The organism is Allotamlana fucoidanivorans, assembly GCF_006265225.1.
Taxonomy (GTDB): domain Bacteria; phylum Bacteroidota; class Bacteroidia; order Flavobacteriales; family Flavobacteriaceae; genus Allotamlana; species Allotamlana fucoidanivorans.
In genome coordinates this window covers 62,131-77,797 of the sequence record NZ_VDCS01000006.1, presented here as the reverse complement: position 1 = coordinate 77,797, position 15,667 = coordinate 62,131, and the positions used below count along the sequence as shown (strand labels likewise).

The 15,667-nt window shown below is 34.0% G+C and carries 10 protein-coding genes; 4 read left to right on the top strand and 6 right to left on the bottom strand.

What is annotated here, in order from left to right:
- Window positions 1-208: 208 nt before the first annotated feature.
- Entirely contained in the window at window positions 209-2,401 is a 2,193-nt protein-coding gene (gene katG, locus FGF67_RS07150) for a catalase/peroxidase HPI (RefSeq protein ID WP_139696202.1), read from the top strand.
- Between the two features lie 63 nt (window positions 2,402-2,464).
- On the opposite strand, the gene FGF67_RS07145 is transcribed toward katG, so the two are convergent.
- The 4 genes from FGF67_RS07145 to FGF67_RS07130 all read right to left on the bottom strand — a co-directional run bounded on the left by FGF67_RS07145 (window position 2,465) and on the right by FGF67_RS07130 (window position 7,341).
- Window positions 2,465-3,553 carry a DUF4097 family beta strand repeat-containing protein gene (locus tag FGF67_RS07145; protein WP_199240663.1) on the bottom strand — a complete coding sequence of 363 codons (1,089 nt, stop codon included), beginning with the start codon at window positions 3,551-3,553 and terminating at the stop codon, window positions 2,465-2,467.
- Entirely contained in the window at window positions 3,531-4,091 is a 561-nt protein-coding gene (locus FGF67_RS07140) for a hypothetical protein (protein WP_139696200.1), read from the bottom strand. Before FGF67_RS07140 ends, FGF67_RS07145 begins: the two co-directional genes overlap by 23 nt.
- Window positions 4,092-4,101: 10 nt before the next feature.
- Complete coding sequence (locus FGF67_RS07135; protein ID WP_139696197.1) at window positions 4,102-4,668, bottom strand: RNA polymerase sigma factor; 567 nt, start codon at window positions 4,666-4,668, stop codon at window positions 4,102-4,104.
- Window positions 4,669-4,794: 126 nt separating this feature from the next.
- On the bottom strand, window positions 4,795-7,341 hold the full coding sequence (locus FGF67_RS07130; RefSeq protein WP_139696195.1) for an ATP-dependent Clp protease ATP-binding subunit: 2,547 nt from the start codon (window positions 7,339-7,341) through the stop codon (window positions 4,795-4,797).
- A gap of 260 nt (window positions 7,342-7,601) precedes the next feature.
- On the opposite strand from FGF67_RS07130, the gene gyrA reads away from it, so the two are divergent.
- Window positions 7,602-10,163 (top strand): DNA gyrase subunit A, encoded by a 2,562-nt coding sequence (gene gyrA, locus FGF67_RS07125; RefSeq protein ID WP_139696193.1) that lies wholly within the window; start codon window positions 7,602-7,604, stop codon window positions 10,161-10,163.
- Between the two features lie 18 nt (window positions 10,164-10,181).
- Window positions 10,182-11,435 carry a tetratricopeptide repeat protein gene (locus FGF67_RS07120; RefSeq protein WP_139696191.1) on the top strand — a complete coding sequence of 418 codons (1,254 nt, stop codon included), beginning with the start codon at window positions 10,182-10,184 and terminating at the stop codon, window positions 11,433-11,435.
- Between the two features lie 50 nt (window positions 11,436-11,485).
- Here FGF67_RS07120 and FGF67_RS07115 read toward each other — a convergent pair whose 3' ends face one another.
- Both FGF67_RS07115 and FGF67_RS07110 read right to left on the bottom strand, forming a co-directional pair.
- The gene (locus FGF67_RS07115) at window positions 11,486-12,235 is read right to left on the bottom strand and encodes a C40 family peptidase (protein ID WP_139696188.1); all 750 of its coding nucleotides are present in this window, start codon (window positions 12,233-12,235) and stop codon (window positions 11,486-11,488) included.
- 9 nt (window positions 12,236-12,244) lie between these two features.
- Window positions 12,245-13,423: an acetyl-CoA C-acyltransferase gene (locus FGF67_RS07110; RefSeq protein ID WP_139696185.1), complete on the bottom strand. Its 1,179-nt coding sequence runs from the start codon at window positions 13,421-13,423 to the stop codon at window positions 12,245-12,247.
- A gap of 118 nt (window positions 13,424-13,541) precedes the next feature.
- On the opposite strand from FGF67_RS07110, the gene FGF67_RS07105 reads away from it, so the two are divergent.
- Window positions 13,542-15,596, top strand: a complete 2,055-nt coding sequence (locus FGF67_RS07105; RefSeq protein WP_139696183.1) for an HD family phosphohydrolase — start codon at window positions 13,542-13,544, stop codon at window positions 15,594-15,596.
- Window positions 15,597-15,667 lie beyond the last annotated feature (71 nt).

The window sequence follows — 15,667 nt, the reverse complement described above, 5'->3', positions numbered from 1 at the left end:
TTAAAAGTAGTAATATTAAATAACATTTGATAATGAAAATGGATAACATCTCTTAAAATCTACAACTATTTTTATTTTCTATGAATAATGTGTTTTAAAATAAATTTTATCAATGAATAGATAATATATAAAAATGTAGTTTATCCGAAATCGATAAATAATTGATTAAATTTAGGGGAAATTAATTTATAATTTAATCACATATATAATGGACAATATTAACAATGGGGATATTAGTAAATGTCCTTTTTTTGGGGGAACCCAAAAAGAAACCGCTGGTAGCGGAACCAAAAATAGAGATTGGTGGCCAAATGAACTCAAGCTAAACATATTGAGACAACATGATGGTAGATCGAATCCGTTAGGAGAAGATTTTGATTATGCTAAAGCTTTTGAAAGTATTGATTTTGTAAAACTAAAGCAGGAAGTGATTGATTTAATGACAGATTCTCAAGAATGGTGGCCTGCAGATTATGGGCATTATGGACCTTTAATGATTAGAATGGCCTGGCATAGTGCTGGAACGTATCGTGTTGGAGATGGCAGAGGAGGTGCTAATACAGGAAATCAGCGATTTGCACCACTAAATAGTTGGCCAGATAATGGTAATTTAGATAAAGCACGATTACTCTTGTGGCCAATTAAGAAAAAATACGGTAAAGCATTATCATGGGCAGATTTAATGATATTGGCAGGAAACTGTGCTTTAGAGTCTATGGGGTTTAAAACATTTGGTTTTGCAGGTGGGAGAGTTGATGTTTGGGAACCAGAACAAGATGTATACTGGGGGTCTGAAACCGAGTGGTTAGGAAATGCAGAACGTTTTGAAAATAATGAGCTAGAAGGGCATTTAGGAGCTGCGCACATGGGATTAATTTATGTTAACCCTGAGGGACCCAATGGAAAATCAGATCCTTTGGGTTCGGCAAAATTAATGCGTGAAACTTTTGGTAGAATGGCAATGAATGATGAAGAGACTGTAGCGTTAACAGCAGGAGGGCACACTTTTGGAAAAGCCCATGGTGCGGCTAATCCAGATCAATATGTAGGTGCTGAACCTGCAGGAGCTCCTATAGAGCAAATGAGTATGGGGTGGAAAAATACATTCAAATCGGGAGTGCTTGACGATGCTATAACCAGTGGGTTAGAAGGCGCTTGGACACCGAATCCTATACAATGGGATCATGATTATTTTGATGTGTTACTTAATTATGATTGGGAGTTAACTACTAGTCCTGCTGGTGCTAGTCAATGGACGCCAACAAAGGAATCGCAGGCCAGAATGGCACCAACAGCGGGCGATTCATCAAAAAAACAAGCGTTGATGATGACGGATGCTGATATGGCTTTAAAATTAGATCCTGGGTTTTTAGAAATTTCAAAGCGGTTTCATGAAAACCCACAAGAACTTGAAGATGCCTTTGCTAGAGCATGGTTTAAATTAACACATCGAGATATGGGGCCCGTTTCTAGGTATTTAGGGCCTGAAGTTCCTCATGAAGAATTATTATGGCAAGATCCTGTTCCTAAAGTAGATTATGAGTTAAGTAAGGCCGATGTTTCTGCCTTAAAAAACCAGATTGTAGCTTCGGGGCTAACGGTTTCTGAACTTGTAAAAACAGCATGGGCTTCAGCTTCAACATATAGAGGATCTGACATGCGCGGAGGCGCAAACGGAGGACGAATAAGATTGGGCCCTCAAAAGGATTGGGAAGTGAACAACCCGAACGAGTTAGCAAAGGTTCTTAGTGTTTATGAAGGTATTCAAAAGGGATTCAATGGAGCCATTTCAATAGCAGATTTAATAGTTTTAGGAGGTTCTGTAGGTGTTGAGCTGGGAGCAAAACGGGCAGGCTATACGGTTGAAGTGCCGTTTACAGGAGGTAGAGGTGATGCGTCTCAAGAGCAGACAGATATCGAATCTTTTTCTTATTTGGAACCGCTAGGTGATGGCTTTAGAAATTATTTAAGTACAAAAGTAAACGTGGTAGCAGAAGATTTACTGGTTGATAGAGCAAATTTATTAACACTTAGTGTACCAGAAATGACTGTTTTGGTGGGTGGTTTACGTGTTTTAGGAGCTAATTATGATGGTTCTAACCTTGGTGTTTTTACAGAAAATGTAGAGTATTTAACTAATGATTTCTTTAAGAATATTCTTGACTTTACCTATACTTGGAAGGCTGTAAATGATGATGATACTATTTTTGAAGGAACCGATAGGAAAACAGGTGTTGTAACGTTTAAAGGTACACGGGCAGATTTAATTTTTGCTTCCAATACTGAGTTGCGTGCTGTAGCTGAGGTATATGGCGCAGATGATGGTGAGCCAAAGTTTGTAAATGATTTTGTTGCTGCTTGGGTTAAGGTTATGAATCTTGATAGATTTGATTTAAGATAAAGATATTTATAATCTGAAAAAAAGTAGGGAATCAATAATTAAAATGATTCCCTTTTTTAATGATTAATTTTTGTAAAACGATACACTGCCGTAATCTGATGTGATGTTAATATGATTTGAGGTAGATTGGTTTCCAAAGTACCCCATATAATGCTTATCTGAACCATCTACATCCTTTTTTGTAAAATGTAAATCTAAATCGCTTTGTAAAGCCCCGTAGTCTAATTTTAAATCAAAATTAAAATGATAGGTGGGTGCCATGCCAATTTTTATACCAACATAATCAGATTTAATAGTAATATTTTGTGCGTTTTCATTCATTCTTTTAATCTTAATGGAGCCATAGTCTGCTTTTAAAGATATGTTTTTATAAACTTCGCCTATCACCAAGGTTAAATAATCACCATTGCCATTTACATTATTTGCTTTGTCTATTTTTATGTTGCCATAGTCGCAATTGTAATTTATATTTTCTGCAATTTCAATTTTAGAATTCGTATAGTCAGCATTTATGCTTATTTCGTTAGTTTTGGCTATGGTAAAATCGCTGTAATCTGCACTTATTTTTCCTCCTTTAATATACTCAAAGTAGCATCCCTTTGAGTAATCAAAACTCAAACTATTATTGCTAGCCATTAATTCTTCTGTTACTATTTTACCATAATCACAACTTAATTGTGCTGTTCCCTCTAGTTTACCCAAGTTAATATTCCCGTAATCATTATTTAGATTAACAGAATTAGTAGTTGGAACTTTAATAAGGTAGTGAATCTCCATTTTTACTTTGCTGTTATTACTCCAGTTCCACCAGGAGCTTGATTTTTTTTTGCCAAAAAATGTTTCTGCAGAAACTAGCTCATCTGTAGCTGAGAATTCTACGTGAATATCATTTAATTTTTCAACTGTTTGTTCTTCATTGTTCCCAGAAGTTTTAATGGTTATAACAAACTCTATACGATTTTGATTCCACGTAATCACATCCAGATTTCCGTAACTATTATTTACTTTTAGCAAAGCATTTTTACTGACCGAAAACTCTCTTTTTATGGTTTTTGTCTTGGTGTGTTTAAAGTTGGTATTGACTGATGCAGAAGTTGTCTGCGGATGCATGATGAGTGCTACCAATATACTAAATAGTGCTGCTCGTTTCATTTGATGATTGTTTTAATTGTTTAACTAAATTAATTTGCTCTAGAGTGTGTTGTAAAATGTCAATTCTATTTTGAAAGTTTGAAATCATGGCGTAAATAACACGATGATCTTCACCACTTTCTTTTAAATCTGCTTTGAGATTTTCATAATCATGTTCTAAGTGTTTAATTTTGGTAAGTGCATCTTTTATTAATAACTGTGCTTCTGGGGCTGATTCTTCTTGAAGTCTTTTTAACTCAATATTTATGGTGGCTGTAAAAAAATCTTGTGTTTGTGCCATTTTTGGAGATACACTAGCCAGATCAATAGATGTTTTTTCGGGAGCCAAGGTGATGAAGACCGAAATTAATAATATAATGGATGCCGCAACAGCTACCAAAGGTTTCCAAAAATTAACTTTTGGCTTCGCAACCATTAATTTTTGATTGTTTTGTTTTGCGAGTTTATTTAGAAAACGATTTTCATGATCAGAATGAGGTGTTTCTATATCAAAATAACCTTCTAAATCTTTAAATAAGTTTTCAAATTTATTATCCATAGTAAGCTGTTTAATAGGTTATTACTTTTTCTAATTTCATTCTTAGGCTTTCTTTGGCTCTGGAAATCATTGTTCTGCTATTGGCATATGAAATGTTCATGATTTCACTAATCTCTTCATAGTCATACCCTTCAATGAGATTAAGAGTAAGACTGATTCTATAATTATCTTTTAGTGTTTTTATTAAATTCAAAATTTGATTCACTTTATTGTTGTTAGAAGATGGCTCATCAACGTTAAAACTATCGGATTGGTCTTCAATTTTATAAAGCATATCATGTATTGAAATATCTCCGTTTTTTACTTTTTTGTTATAATATTCAATACTTTTATTAACCACAATCCTTTTAAGCCAAGAGCCAAAAATAGAGGCGTCATTCAAACTGTCTAATTTTGTAAAAGCAATTAAGAAAGCCTCCTGCATGATGTCTTCTGCTTCAAAATGGTCTTTAACAATTCTTAGCGTTGTGTTATACATGGCTTTGTAATACCGATTGTAAACTTCCATTTGTGCCGTTTGGTTGTTTGTTTTACAAAGCGTTATGAGTTGTTCAATATTTAGGTTGGTTAGCGTCAAAAAAAACTCAGTTTGTTATAATATAGATGGGTTGGCTTTTTGATTGTTACAGTTTGTTTCAAAAAAAAAAATCCTACGTTCGTTTTGAATGTAGGATTTTTTAGTTAAAATAATTTTGAATTAAACTTATGATTCTGTAGGTTTTTCAGCTTTATCAATTGAAATTTTTAATTCATTTGAACTTTTATCAAGATCTATTTTTATGTTATCACCTTCTTCAAGGTGAGCAGATACAATTTCTTCTGCAAGGGCATCTTCAATATACTTTTGAATAGCACGCTTAAGCGGTCTGGCTCCATATTGTTTATCAAAACCTTTTTCTGCAATATAATCTTTGGCTTCTTTGGTTAAGGTTAAATTGTATCCTAAGTTCTTAATACGTGCAAGGAGTTTAACTAATTCAATATCAATAATTTTATTGATGTCTTCTTTTTCAAGCGGATTAAATACAACAACGTCATCTATTCTATTTAAAAATTCTGGTGCGAAAGATTTCTTAAGTGCATTTTCAATCACACTTCTGGCATTGGCATCCTCTTGGGCTTTTTGTGATGCTGTTCCAAAGCCAATTCCTGTGCCAAAATCTTTTAATTTTCTGGCTCCAATATTGGATGTCATAATAATGATTGAATTTCTAAAATCAATTTTTCTTCCCAGGCTATCTGTAAGGTAGCCGTCATCAAGAACTTGAAGTAGCATGTTAAACACGTCGGGGTGTGCTTTTTCAATTTCATCAAGTAAAATTACAGCGTATGGTTTACGTCTCACTTTTTCAGTAAGTTGTCCGCCTTCTTCATAGCCAACATATCCTGGAGGTGCTCCTACCAATCTAGAAATGGCAAATTTCTCCATGTATTCACTCATGTCAATTCTAATTAGAGAATCTTCACTATCAAATAGTTCTCTTGAAAGTACTTTGGCAAGTTGCGTTTTACCAACGCCTGTTTGGCCTAGGAAAATAAATGAACCAATAGGCTTATTAGGATCTTTTAGACCTGCTCGGTTACGTTGAATGGCTTTTACAACTTTAGAAACCGCTTCATCTTGCCCAATCACTTTGCCTTTTATTAATTCAGGCAACTGCGCTAGTTTATTAATTTCTGTTTGTGCAATTCTATTAACAGGTACACCTGTCATCATTGAAATAACATCGGCTACATTATCTTCCGTTACAATTTCACGATGCTGCTTAGTATCTTCTTCCCATTTTTCTTGGGCGATAGCTAGTTCTTTTTCTAAACGTTTTTCATCATCTCTTAACTTGGCAGCTTCTTCATATTTTTGCTTTCTAACCACGGCATTTTTAGTCTCTTTTATGGCTTCAAGCTGCTTTTCAAGTTCAATAATTTGCTTAGGAACATCAATATTTGTTATATGAACGCGTGAACCAGCTTCATCCAAAGCATCAATAGCTTTGTCCGGCAGGAAACGCTCTGTCATATATCTGTTGGTTAATTTAACACAAGCTTCAATAGCTTCAGGGGTATAATCAACATTATGATGTTCTTCGTATTTTCCTTTTATGTTATTCAAGATTTCAATAGTTTCTTCAACCGAAGTAGGCTCTACAATAACCTTTTGGAAACGGCGTTCAAGAGCACCATCTTTTTCAATGTACTGTCTGTATTCATCAAGGGTTGTAGCGCCAATACATTGAATTTCACCTCTTGCCAAGGCAGGTTTAAACATATTTGAAGCATCTAAACTTCCGGTGGCACCTCCTGCACCCACAATGGTATGGATTTCGTCAATAAAAAGAATAACATCGTCGTTCTTTTCAAGCTCATTCATAACGGCTTTCATGCGTTCTTCAAATTGGCCTCTATATTTAGTTCCAGCAACAAGGCTTGCTAAATCAAGAGTAACCACGCGTTTATTGAAAAGAATTCTAGATACTTTGCGTTTTACAATTCTAAGTGCTAACCCTTCAGCTATTGCCGATTTTCCAACACCTGGTTCTCCAATTAAAAGTGGATTGTTTTTTTTCCTTCGGCTAAGTACTTGAGAAACGCGTTCTATTTCCTTTTCTCTGCCCACAACAGGGTCTAACTTACCTTCTTCGGCTAAAGCGGTTAAATCACGTCCAAAATTATCGAGAACAGGTGTTTTCGATTTTTTATTTGATTTACCAGAAGGTGAGTTGAAAATATTTTCTTTTGAGCTGTCCTCTTGTGCTGAGGTATCATCATCCTGAAACTCAGCTTTAGGCTCTATATATTCATTGTCATTAGTTATCATAAGTTTGAATTGTTCTTTAACATTATCGTAATCAACTTTAAGCTTATTTAACAGCTTGGTAGTGGGGTCATTTTCATTCCGTAGAATACACAATAACAAGTGCGCGGTATTAATAGATGTACTTTGAAACAGCTTAGCTTCAAGAAATGTTGTTTTTAAAGCGCGTTCTGCTTGTCTGGTCAAATGTAAGTTCTTCTTCTGATTAGAAGCAATTTGTATATTTGGGTTGGCCGGACTTAGTATTTCAACTTTACGTCTTAAATGATTTAAGTCGATATCTAAAGCATTTAGTATGTTTATAGCCTTCCCGTTTCCATCGCGCAACAAGCCAAGCATTAAGTGTTCAGTGCCAATAAAATCATGACCCAAACGCAATGCCTCTTCCTTGCTATAGGCAATTACATCTTTTACTCTTGGGGAAAAATTATCATCCATTTTTATATCCTTTCTGCATTAAAAATAATAAAACATTTAACTATGGGCAAAAACTGTACCTTTAATTTATATGTAAAATGCTAATTGACAAAAAAAACTTCACAAATTCAAAATTTTACAGTGTTTACTTATCAACCAAAACAGTCGTAAAAATTGTTAATAAATAACATGAAATTTTAGTGCAGTTTTCCTAGCTAGGACTAATGAAATACCTATATTAGCATGTTTTGAAAAATGCATAAAATTAAAGAAGAATATTTATGGCAGAAGGAGAAAAATTGATCCCTATTAATATTGAAGATGAGATGAAATCGGCTTACATTGATTATTCAATGTCGGTCATTGTGTCACGTGCTTTACCTGATGTAAGAGATGGTTTGAAACCAGTGCATAGACGTGTACTTTATGGTATGCATGAGTTAGGTGTTAGAGCAAATTCGGCATATAAAAAATCCGCAAGAATAGTTGGAGAAGTTTTAGGTAAGTATCACCCACATGGAGATACCTCGGTTTATGATGCAATGGTACGCATGGCTCAAGATTGGAGTTTGCGTTACATGTTGGTTGATGGCCAAGGGAACTTTGGATCTATTGATGGTGATAGTCCCGCAGCAATGCGTTATACAGAGGCCAGAATGCGAAAGATTTCGGAAGACATGTTGGCCGATATTGAAAAAGAAACGGTAGATCACAAACTTAATTTTGATGATACCCTGCAAGAACCTACTGTATTGCCAACTAGAATTCCGGGTTTGTTGGTGAATGGAGCATCGGGTATTGCTGTAGGTATGGCCACAAATATGCCACCTCATAATTTAGCGGAGGTGGTTGATGGTACCATTGCGTATATTGAGAATAATGATATTGAAGTTGACGAGCTGATTAAATATGTAAAGGCTCCTGATTTTCCTACAGGAGGAACTATTTATGGATATGATGGCGTAAAAGAAGCTTTTCAAACGGGTAGAGGGAAAGTGGTTATGCGAGGGAAGGCCAATATTGAAGAAGTTAATGGCAGAGAATGTATCATCGTAACGGAGATTCCATATTTAGTAAATAAGGCAGATATGATTAAGAAAACTGCCGATTTGGTAAATGATAAAAAGCTAGAAGGTATTTCTACTATTCGGGATGAGTCTGATAGAAATGGTATGCGCATTGTTTATGTTTTAAAGCGCGATGCTATCCCTAATATTGTCTTGAATAAATTATTTAAGTACACTGCTCTACAGTCTTCATTTAGTGTAAATAACATTGCCTTGGTAAATGGACGCCCGCAGTTATTGAACTTAAAAGACTTAATTCATTATTTTGTTGAGCATAGACATGAAGTAGTTGTAAGACGTACCACATATGAGTTAAGAAAAGCCGAAGAACGTGCTCATATTTTAGAAGGCTTAATTATAGCCTCTGATAATATTGACGAAGTTATCGCTTTAATTAGAGCTTCAGCAAATGCTGATGAGGCTAGAGCTAAGTTAATAGAGCGTTTCAAGCTTACTGAAATACAAGCTAAGGCTATTGTTGAAATGCGTCTGCGTCAACTTACGGGTCTTGAGCAAGATAAATTACGTGCTGAGTATGACGAGTTGATGATAACTATTGAAGATCTTAAAGATATCCTAGACAAAAAGGAAAGAAGAATGGATATCATCAAAGAAGAGCTTAGTGTTGTTAAAGAAAAATATGGAGATGAACGTCGTTCTATTATTGAGTATGCGGGAGGAGATTTAAGTATTGAAGATATGATTCCTGATGAAAAAGTGGTGATTACCATTTCTCATGCAGGATACATTAAGCGTACATCACTTTCAGAATACAAAACTCAAAATAGAGGAGGAGTAGGTCAGAAAGCTTCAACTACTCGTAATGAAGATTTCCTTGAACATCTATTTGTTGGAACCAACCATCAATATATGTTATTCTTTACGCAAAAAGGAAAATGTTTCTGGATGCGCGTTTATGAAATCCCTGAAGGCTCGAAAACGTCAAAAGGAAGAGCTATACAAAATCTTATAAATATTGAACAAGATGATAAGGTGAGAGCTTTTATCTGTACGCAAGATTTAAAAGATGAAGCTTATATAAATAGCCATTATGTGATTATGGCTACTAAAAATGGTCAAGTAAAAAAGACTGCACTGGAACAGTATTCAAGACCTAGAACAAATGGTATTAATGCTATTACTATTAAAGATAATGATGAGCTATTAGAAGCTAGATTAACTACAGGTAATAGTCAAGTGATGCTAGCCTTAAAGTCTGGAAAAGCCATTCGTTTTGAAGAAGCTAAAACAAGACCAATGGGGCGTGGTGCTTCTGGAGTACGAGGCATTACATTGGCTAATAATACAGATGAGGTTATTGGTATGGTTACCATTGAAAACCCTCAGGAAGAGTCTGTTTTAGTGGTTTCTGAAAATGGTTATGGTAAACGTACTTATATTGATGACCCAGAAGATGGAGAACCGGTGTACAGAATAACCAATAGAGGAGGAAAAGGTGTTAAAACCATTTCTATTACTGAAAAAACAGGAAATTTGGTTGCCATAAAAAGTGTTACAGATAATGACGATTTGATGATTATTAATAAATCTGGTATTGCTATTAGAATGGTCATTGCAGACTTAAGAGTTATGGGAAGGGCTACTCAAGGTGTTAAGTTAATCAATTTAAAAGGTAAAGATTCTATTGCTGCTGTAGCTAAAGTTATGCATGATGAAGATAAAGTTGATGATGTTGAAAGTATTGAAAACACTGGAGATTTAGAGGATGGCACAACTCTTGATAATAATTTAGGCGAAAATATCACTGAAAATTAAATTAAATATTACTTAAAAATGAGAAAACAAGTTATTATAGCTTTAGCCTTAACGATAAGTACATTTTCTTTTGCACAGAAAAAAGAATTAAAGGTCGCAGAGAAAGCTATTAAAGCTAACAATTTTGCTGAAGCTAAAACAGCATTAAGTCAAGCGGAACCTTTGCTTGCACAAATGGATGATAAACTTAAATCTAAATTTTATTATCTTAATGCTCAGGCGTTTTATTCAAATGGTAAAGCGGGGCTTAATAATATTGATAAAGCTCTTGAGAGTTTGTCAAAAATAGAGAACGGCTATAATCAAGAGGTGTCTCAGTTAAAACAAGAGATCTCAAATGGTTTGATTAAATCTGGAAATGCTGCTTATGAAAAGAAAGATTATTCAAAATCCTCCAAGCATTTTGAAAAAGTGTATAGAGTATCTAAAAATGATACCGTATTTTTATACTATGCAGCCGCAACAGCGGTGAATGTGAAGGAGTACGATCGTGCTTTGAAACTTTATGAAGAGTTAAAAGACTTAGGGTATACTGGTATAGAAACACAGTACTTGGCGATTGATAAAAAAACCAATGAAGAGGAGGCTTTTCCAAACAAAGATATGAGAGATATCTCTGTTAAAACCAAAACTCATATCAAGCCTTTTGAAAAGAAAAGTGAATCTAAAAAACCTGAAATTGTAAAGAATATTGCTTTGATTTATGTAAGTCAAGGAAATGATGAAAAGGCTTTAGAGGCTATGAAAGATGCTAGAGCTGAAAGTCCTGATGATATTAATTTATTATTATCAGAAGCAAATGTGCACTATAAAATGGGTAATACTGAGGAGTTTAAAAACTTACTTAAAGAAGCCACTGAAATGGATCCAACAAATCCTGAGTTACAATATAATTTGGGGGTTATAGCTGCAGAATCTGATCACCCAGAAGAAGCTAAAAAGCACTATGAAAAAGTATTAGAGTTAGATCCTGAATATATCAATGCGTATATTAATTTATCAGCGTTAATTTTGTCGGCAGAACAGCCTCTAATTGAAGAAATGAATGGTTTAGGAACTTCAAAAGCGGATAACAAGCGTTATGATGAGCTTAGAGAAAAACGCCAAAATCTTTATAAAGAAGCTGTACCATATTTATCAAAAGCGTTAGAAATAGATGCTAATAATATAAATGCAGCTAAAACGTTAATGAATATTTATAGCATATTAGGAGAAACTGATAATTACAAGGCTATGAAAGAAAAAGTAGATGCCATAGAAGCAGCCCAATAAATTACTTTGATTGAAAAAATAAAAAAACCGCTTTAAGCGGTTTTTTTATTTTATATGATTTTTTTAATAACTCTCAACTTATGAGTATGAGTACGTGTATCAACGTTATAAATACCTGAATGATCCAAACGGTCAATGCGTACTTTACCGTGAGCATGAATGATATAATTATCTTGCATAATAATACCAACATGAACAATGACTCCTTCATTATTGTCAAAAAACGCTAAATCTCCAGGTTCACTCTCTTCAATAAAACTCAAGGCCTCTCCTTGTGTAGCTTGCTGAGAAGCGTCTCGTAATAATTTATAGCCATTAAGCTTATATACCATTTGTGTAAAGCCTGAACAATCAATACCAAAAGGCGTTTTTCCTCCCCATAAATAAGGCGCATTGAGATAAATGAATGCCCATTTTAAAATCTCTGATTTGTCATTTTTCTTCTCAATAAAATGCCCATCATACCTATGGTTCAAAATAGTGAGACCATTAAGAGAACAACCTATTGATACAGGAAATATTTGCTGATTTTTGTCCTCAATAAACTCAACCAAATCTGTTGCTAACTTGCAGGGTTCTTGGGTTAATTGGTTATACTGAGATTCTGTGATTTCAACATATTGTTTGTTGTCTACCCAACCTTCGTAGCCATCAAAAGCTAGTCTTATTCTACTCCAATTTTTTCGTTGTTCTAAAATCTTAAAAAGGTCACCATAAAGGACTTGAGAAACTAATTCACTAGAATCAGTAGGTTCATTTCTAAGTGGAACAATACTTAAATTACAAATACCGTATTGCATTTAGTTAACTTAGTTGCGTTCAATTATAATTGCAGATGCGCCTCCACCACCATTACAAATAGCTGCAGCACCAATTTTAGCATTATTTTGTTCTAAAACATTTAACAGTGTAATCACAATTCTTACACCAGAACAGCCTAATGGGTGTCCTAGAGAAACGGCGCCACCATTTACATTAACGTTTGAAGCATTTAATCCTAGTAATTTCATATTAGCTAAGCCCACAACAGAAAAAGCTTCATTAAACTCAAAATAATCAACATCTTTAATATTAATATTTGCTTTATCTAAAGCCTTTGGTAGGGCTTTTGCAGGAGCTGTAGTAAACCACTTAGGTTCTTGAGCGGCATCAGCGTAGCTCTTAATGGTTGCTAATGCTTTTAGACCCAGTTCATTCGCTTTTTCTCTACTCATTAAAACCATGGCACCAGCACCATCATTTATGGTTGAGGCATTGGCGGCCGTTACGGTTCCATCTTTTGTAAATGCAGGGCGTAAATGCGAAATTTTATCCATTTTAACATTGCTAAACTCTTCATCTTTATTTACAATAACAGGTTCACCTTTTCTTTGTGGCACTTCAACGGGTATAACTTCATTGTTAAATTTTCCTTTAGCCCAAGCATCAGCCGCTCTATTATATGATTGAATGGCAAATGCATCCTGTTCTTCCCTAGAAAAATTATACGTTGCAGCACATACATCAGCACAAACCCCCATAGCATTTTGATCATAGGCATCTACTAAACCATCTTTTTGCATACCATCAATAAGCATAGCTGAACCAAATTTTGTTCCAGTTCTTGCATATAGATAATGTGGGATAAGGCTCATATTTTCCATACCACCAGCAATAACAATATTGTGGTCTCCTAATGCAATAGATTGTGCAGCTTGCATAATAGCTTTCATGCCAGAGGCACACACCTTATTAACTGTAGTACAAGGTACTGTATCAGGAATTCCTGCATAAATTGCTGCTTGTCGTGCTGGAGCTTGTCCTGTGCCTGCCTGAACAACGTTACCCATTAAGACCTCTTCAACCAAATCTGGTTTTAAATTAATCTTTTCAAGTGCTCCTTTTATGGCTATAGCACCTAATTTTGGAGCAGGAATAGTTGATAAGGCGCCCAAAAAACTGCCTATGGGAGTTCTTGTAGCTGAAACAATTACAACATCTCTATTCATTAGTTAAACATTTTAGTTTAGTACTTGCGAAAATAATGATTTTTTAGGTAAAATTTGACCGATTCAGTTATTATAAAAAATGGCACAAGTCTATAATTTTATTACATTTGATTTCTAAATGAAAGACTTCGTTAATAAATTATATAGAAACCATTCTCTTATTTATAAAGGGTTATTATTTGTTTGTACTACTTTTTTTATTGTCTACTTGTTTCCTAAAAGCGGAAAATTTAAATACAACTTTGAACAAGGAAAGCCGTGGCAATCTGAAAATTTGTATGCGCCATTTGACTTTGCTGTAAAGAAAACTGATGAAGAAATTAAAAAAGAAAAGCAATTAATAATTGATAATGCTACACTTTATTTTGATGTAGATGAGTTGATTTTACCTAAAATTGTTTCAGATTTTGATGCGCATTTTGATGATTCATTTCCAGATTCAATTCCTAAGAAAATAAAAGTAAAACTTGAAGAAACAGGTAAAGCCTTGATAGAGGAATTATATCAATTTGGTGTTTTAGATGAAAAATATGATTATAAGGATGATAGAGTCGTTGAAATACTAAAAGGTAGAGAGAAAATTAGTGAAGGGTTTTATTCTGATTTAGTGTCACAAGAAGCTATTACCTTAAAAATAAATAGGGTTTTATTAGAACATGAACTATCTAAGTTTAAAACAAGTTTTGTTGCCTTGTTTTATGATCTACTTCATCCCAATCTTACGTTAAATAAAGCGTTTACAGACAAAGTTATACAGGAAGATTTAGGTAAAATTGCTTATACAAGAGGCAGTATAGCTAAAGGAACGCTTATTGTGTCAAAAGGAGAAGTGGTTGAGGGTGACAAATACCAGAGTTTAAAATCTTTACAATCAGAGTATGAATCACAAGTTTGGAACAAAACCAATTACAATTGGGTTATTTTAGCATACACGCTTCTTGTTTCCTTAGCGTTGTTAATGTTGCTCTTATTTTTAAGAAAATACAGGTTTGAAGTGTTTGAGGATAACACCAAAGTTACCTTTATTTTCTTTAATATTTCGCTAGTTGTTTTTATTACAACCTTGGTGGTCAATTACAACTCAAAATACATTTATATAGTTCCAATATGTATCTTGCCGCTTGTCTTTAAGGCGTTTTTTGATGCTAGACTTGGTTTGTTTTCGCATGTATTAACTGTATTACTAATTGGTTTTATAGTCCCTAATAGTTATGAATATATGTTTCTTCAAATTATAGCAGGTATTGTAACTATTTTGACGGTTTCTGAGCTTTATAAAAGAGCAAATTTATTTATATCTGTTGGTCAAATAACACTTATTTATATTATTGCTTATTTTGCTTTTTTTGTTATTCACGAAGGAAGTGTTGACACTTTAAAATGGGAAACATTTATTTGGTTTATTTTATGCGGTCTAGCCACTTTGTTTGTGCAGCCTCTTATTTATGTTTATGAAAAATTGTTCGGATTGGTTTCTGATGTATCACTTTTAGAGCTCTCTGATACTAATACAAAACTTTTAAAAGAATTAGCTAACAAAGCTCCAGGGACTTTTCATCATTCTTTAAATGTTGCTAATTTGGCTGAGGCATCAGCAAATGAAATAGGAGCTAACGCCATGCTGGTAAGGGTTGGTGCCTTATATCATGACATTGGAAAAATGAAGAACCCTACTTTTTTTACCGAAAATCAATCAACGGGCATAAATCCACATGACGAGTTGTCTTCTAAAGAGAGTGCAAAAATTATTATAGATCATGTGATCAACGGTATAGAAATGTCAAAAAAATATAATTTACCTGATCGGGTTATTGATTTTATTAGGACACACCATGGTACTAGTATGGTATATTATTTTTACATGAAGGAAAAAAAGAGTTTCCCAGATTTGGAAATAGATAAAGTAGATTTTTGTTACCCAGGACCAAAACCTTTTAGTAAAGAAACTGCCATTTTAATGATGTGTGATAGTATAGAAGCGGCGTCAAAAAGTTTAAAAGAACCCACGTCAACTAAAATAGAGGCATTTGTAGAAAATATAATAAATAAACAGATTGAAGAGGGACAATTTTTAAATGCAAATATCACGTTTAAAGAAATTCAATCTATAAAAAAAGTGCTAAAACACAAGCTTGCAAATATTTATCATTTACGAATAGAATATCCTGAATAAAATTTATAAAAAAGTAATTAAAATAGTTGCGTGCTTTCAGTGTTTAAGTTACATTTGCAACCGCAATTTTA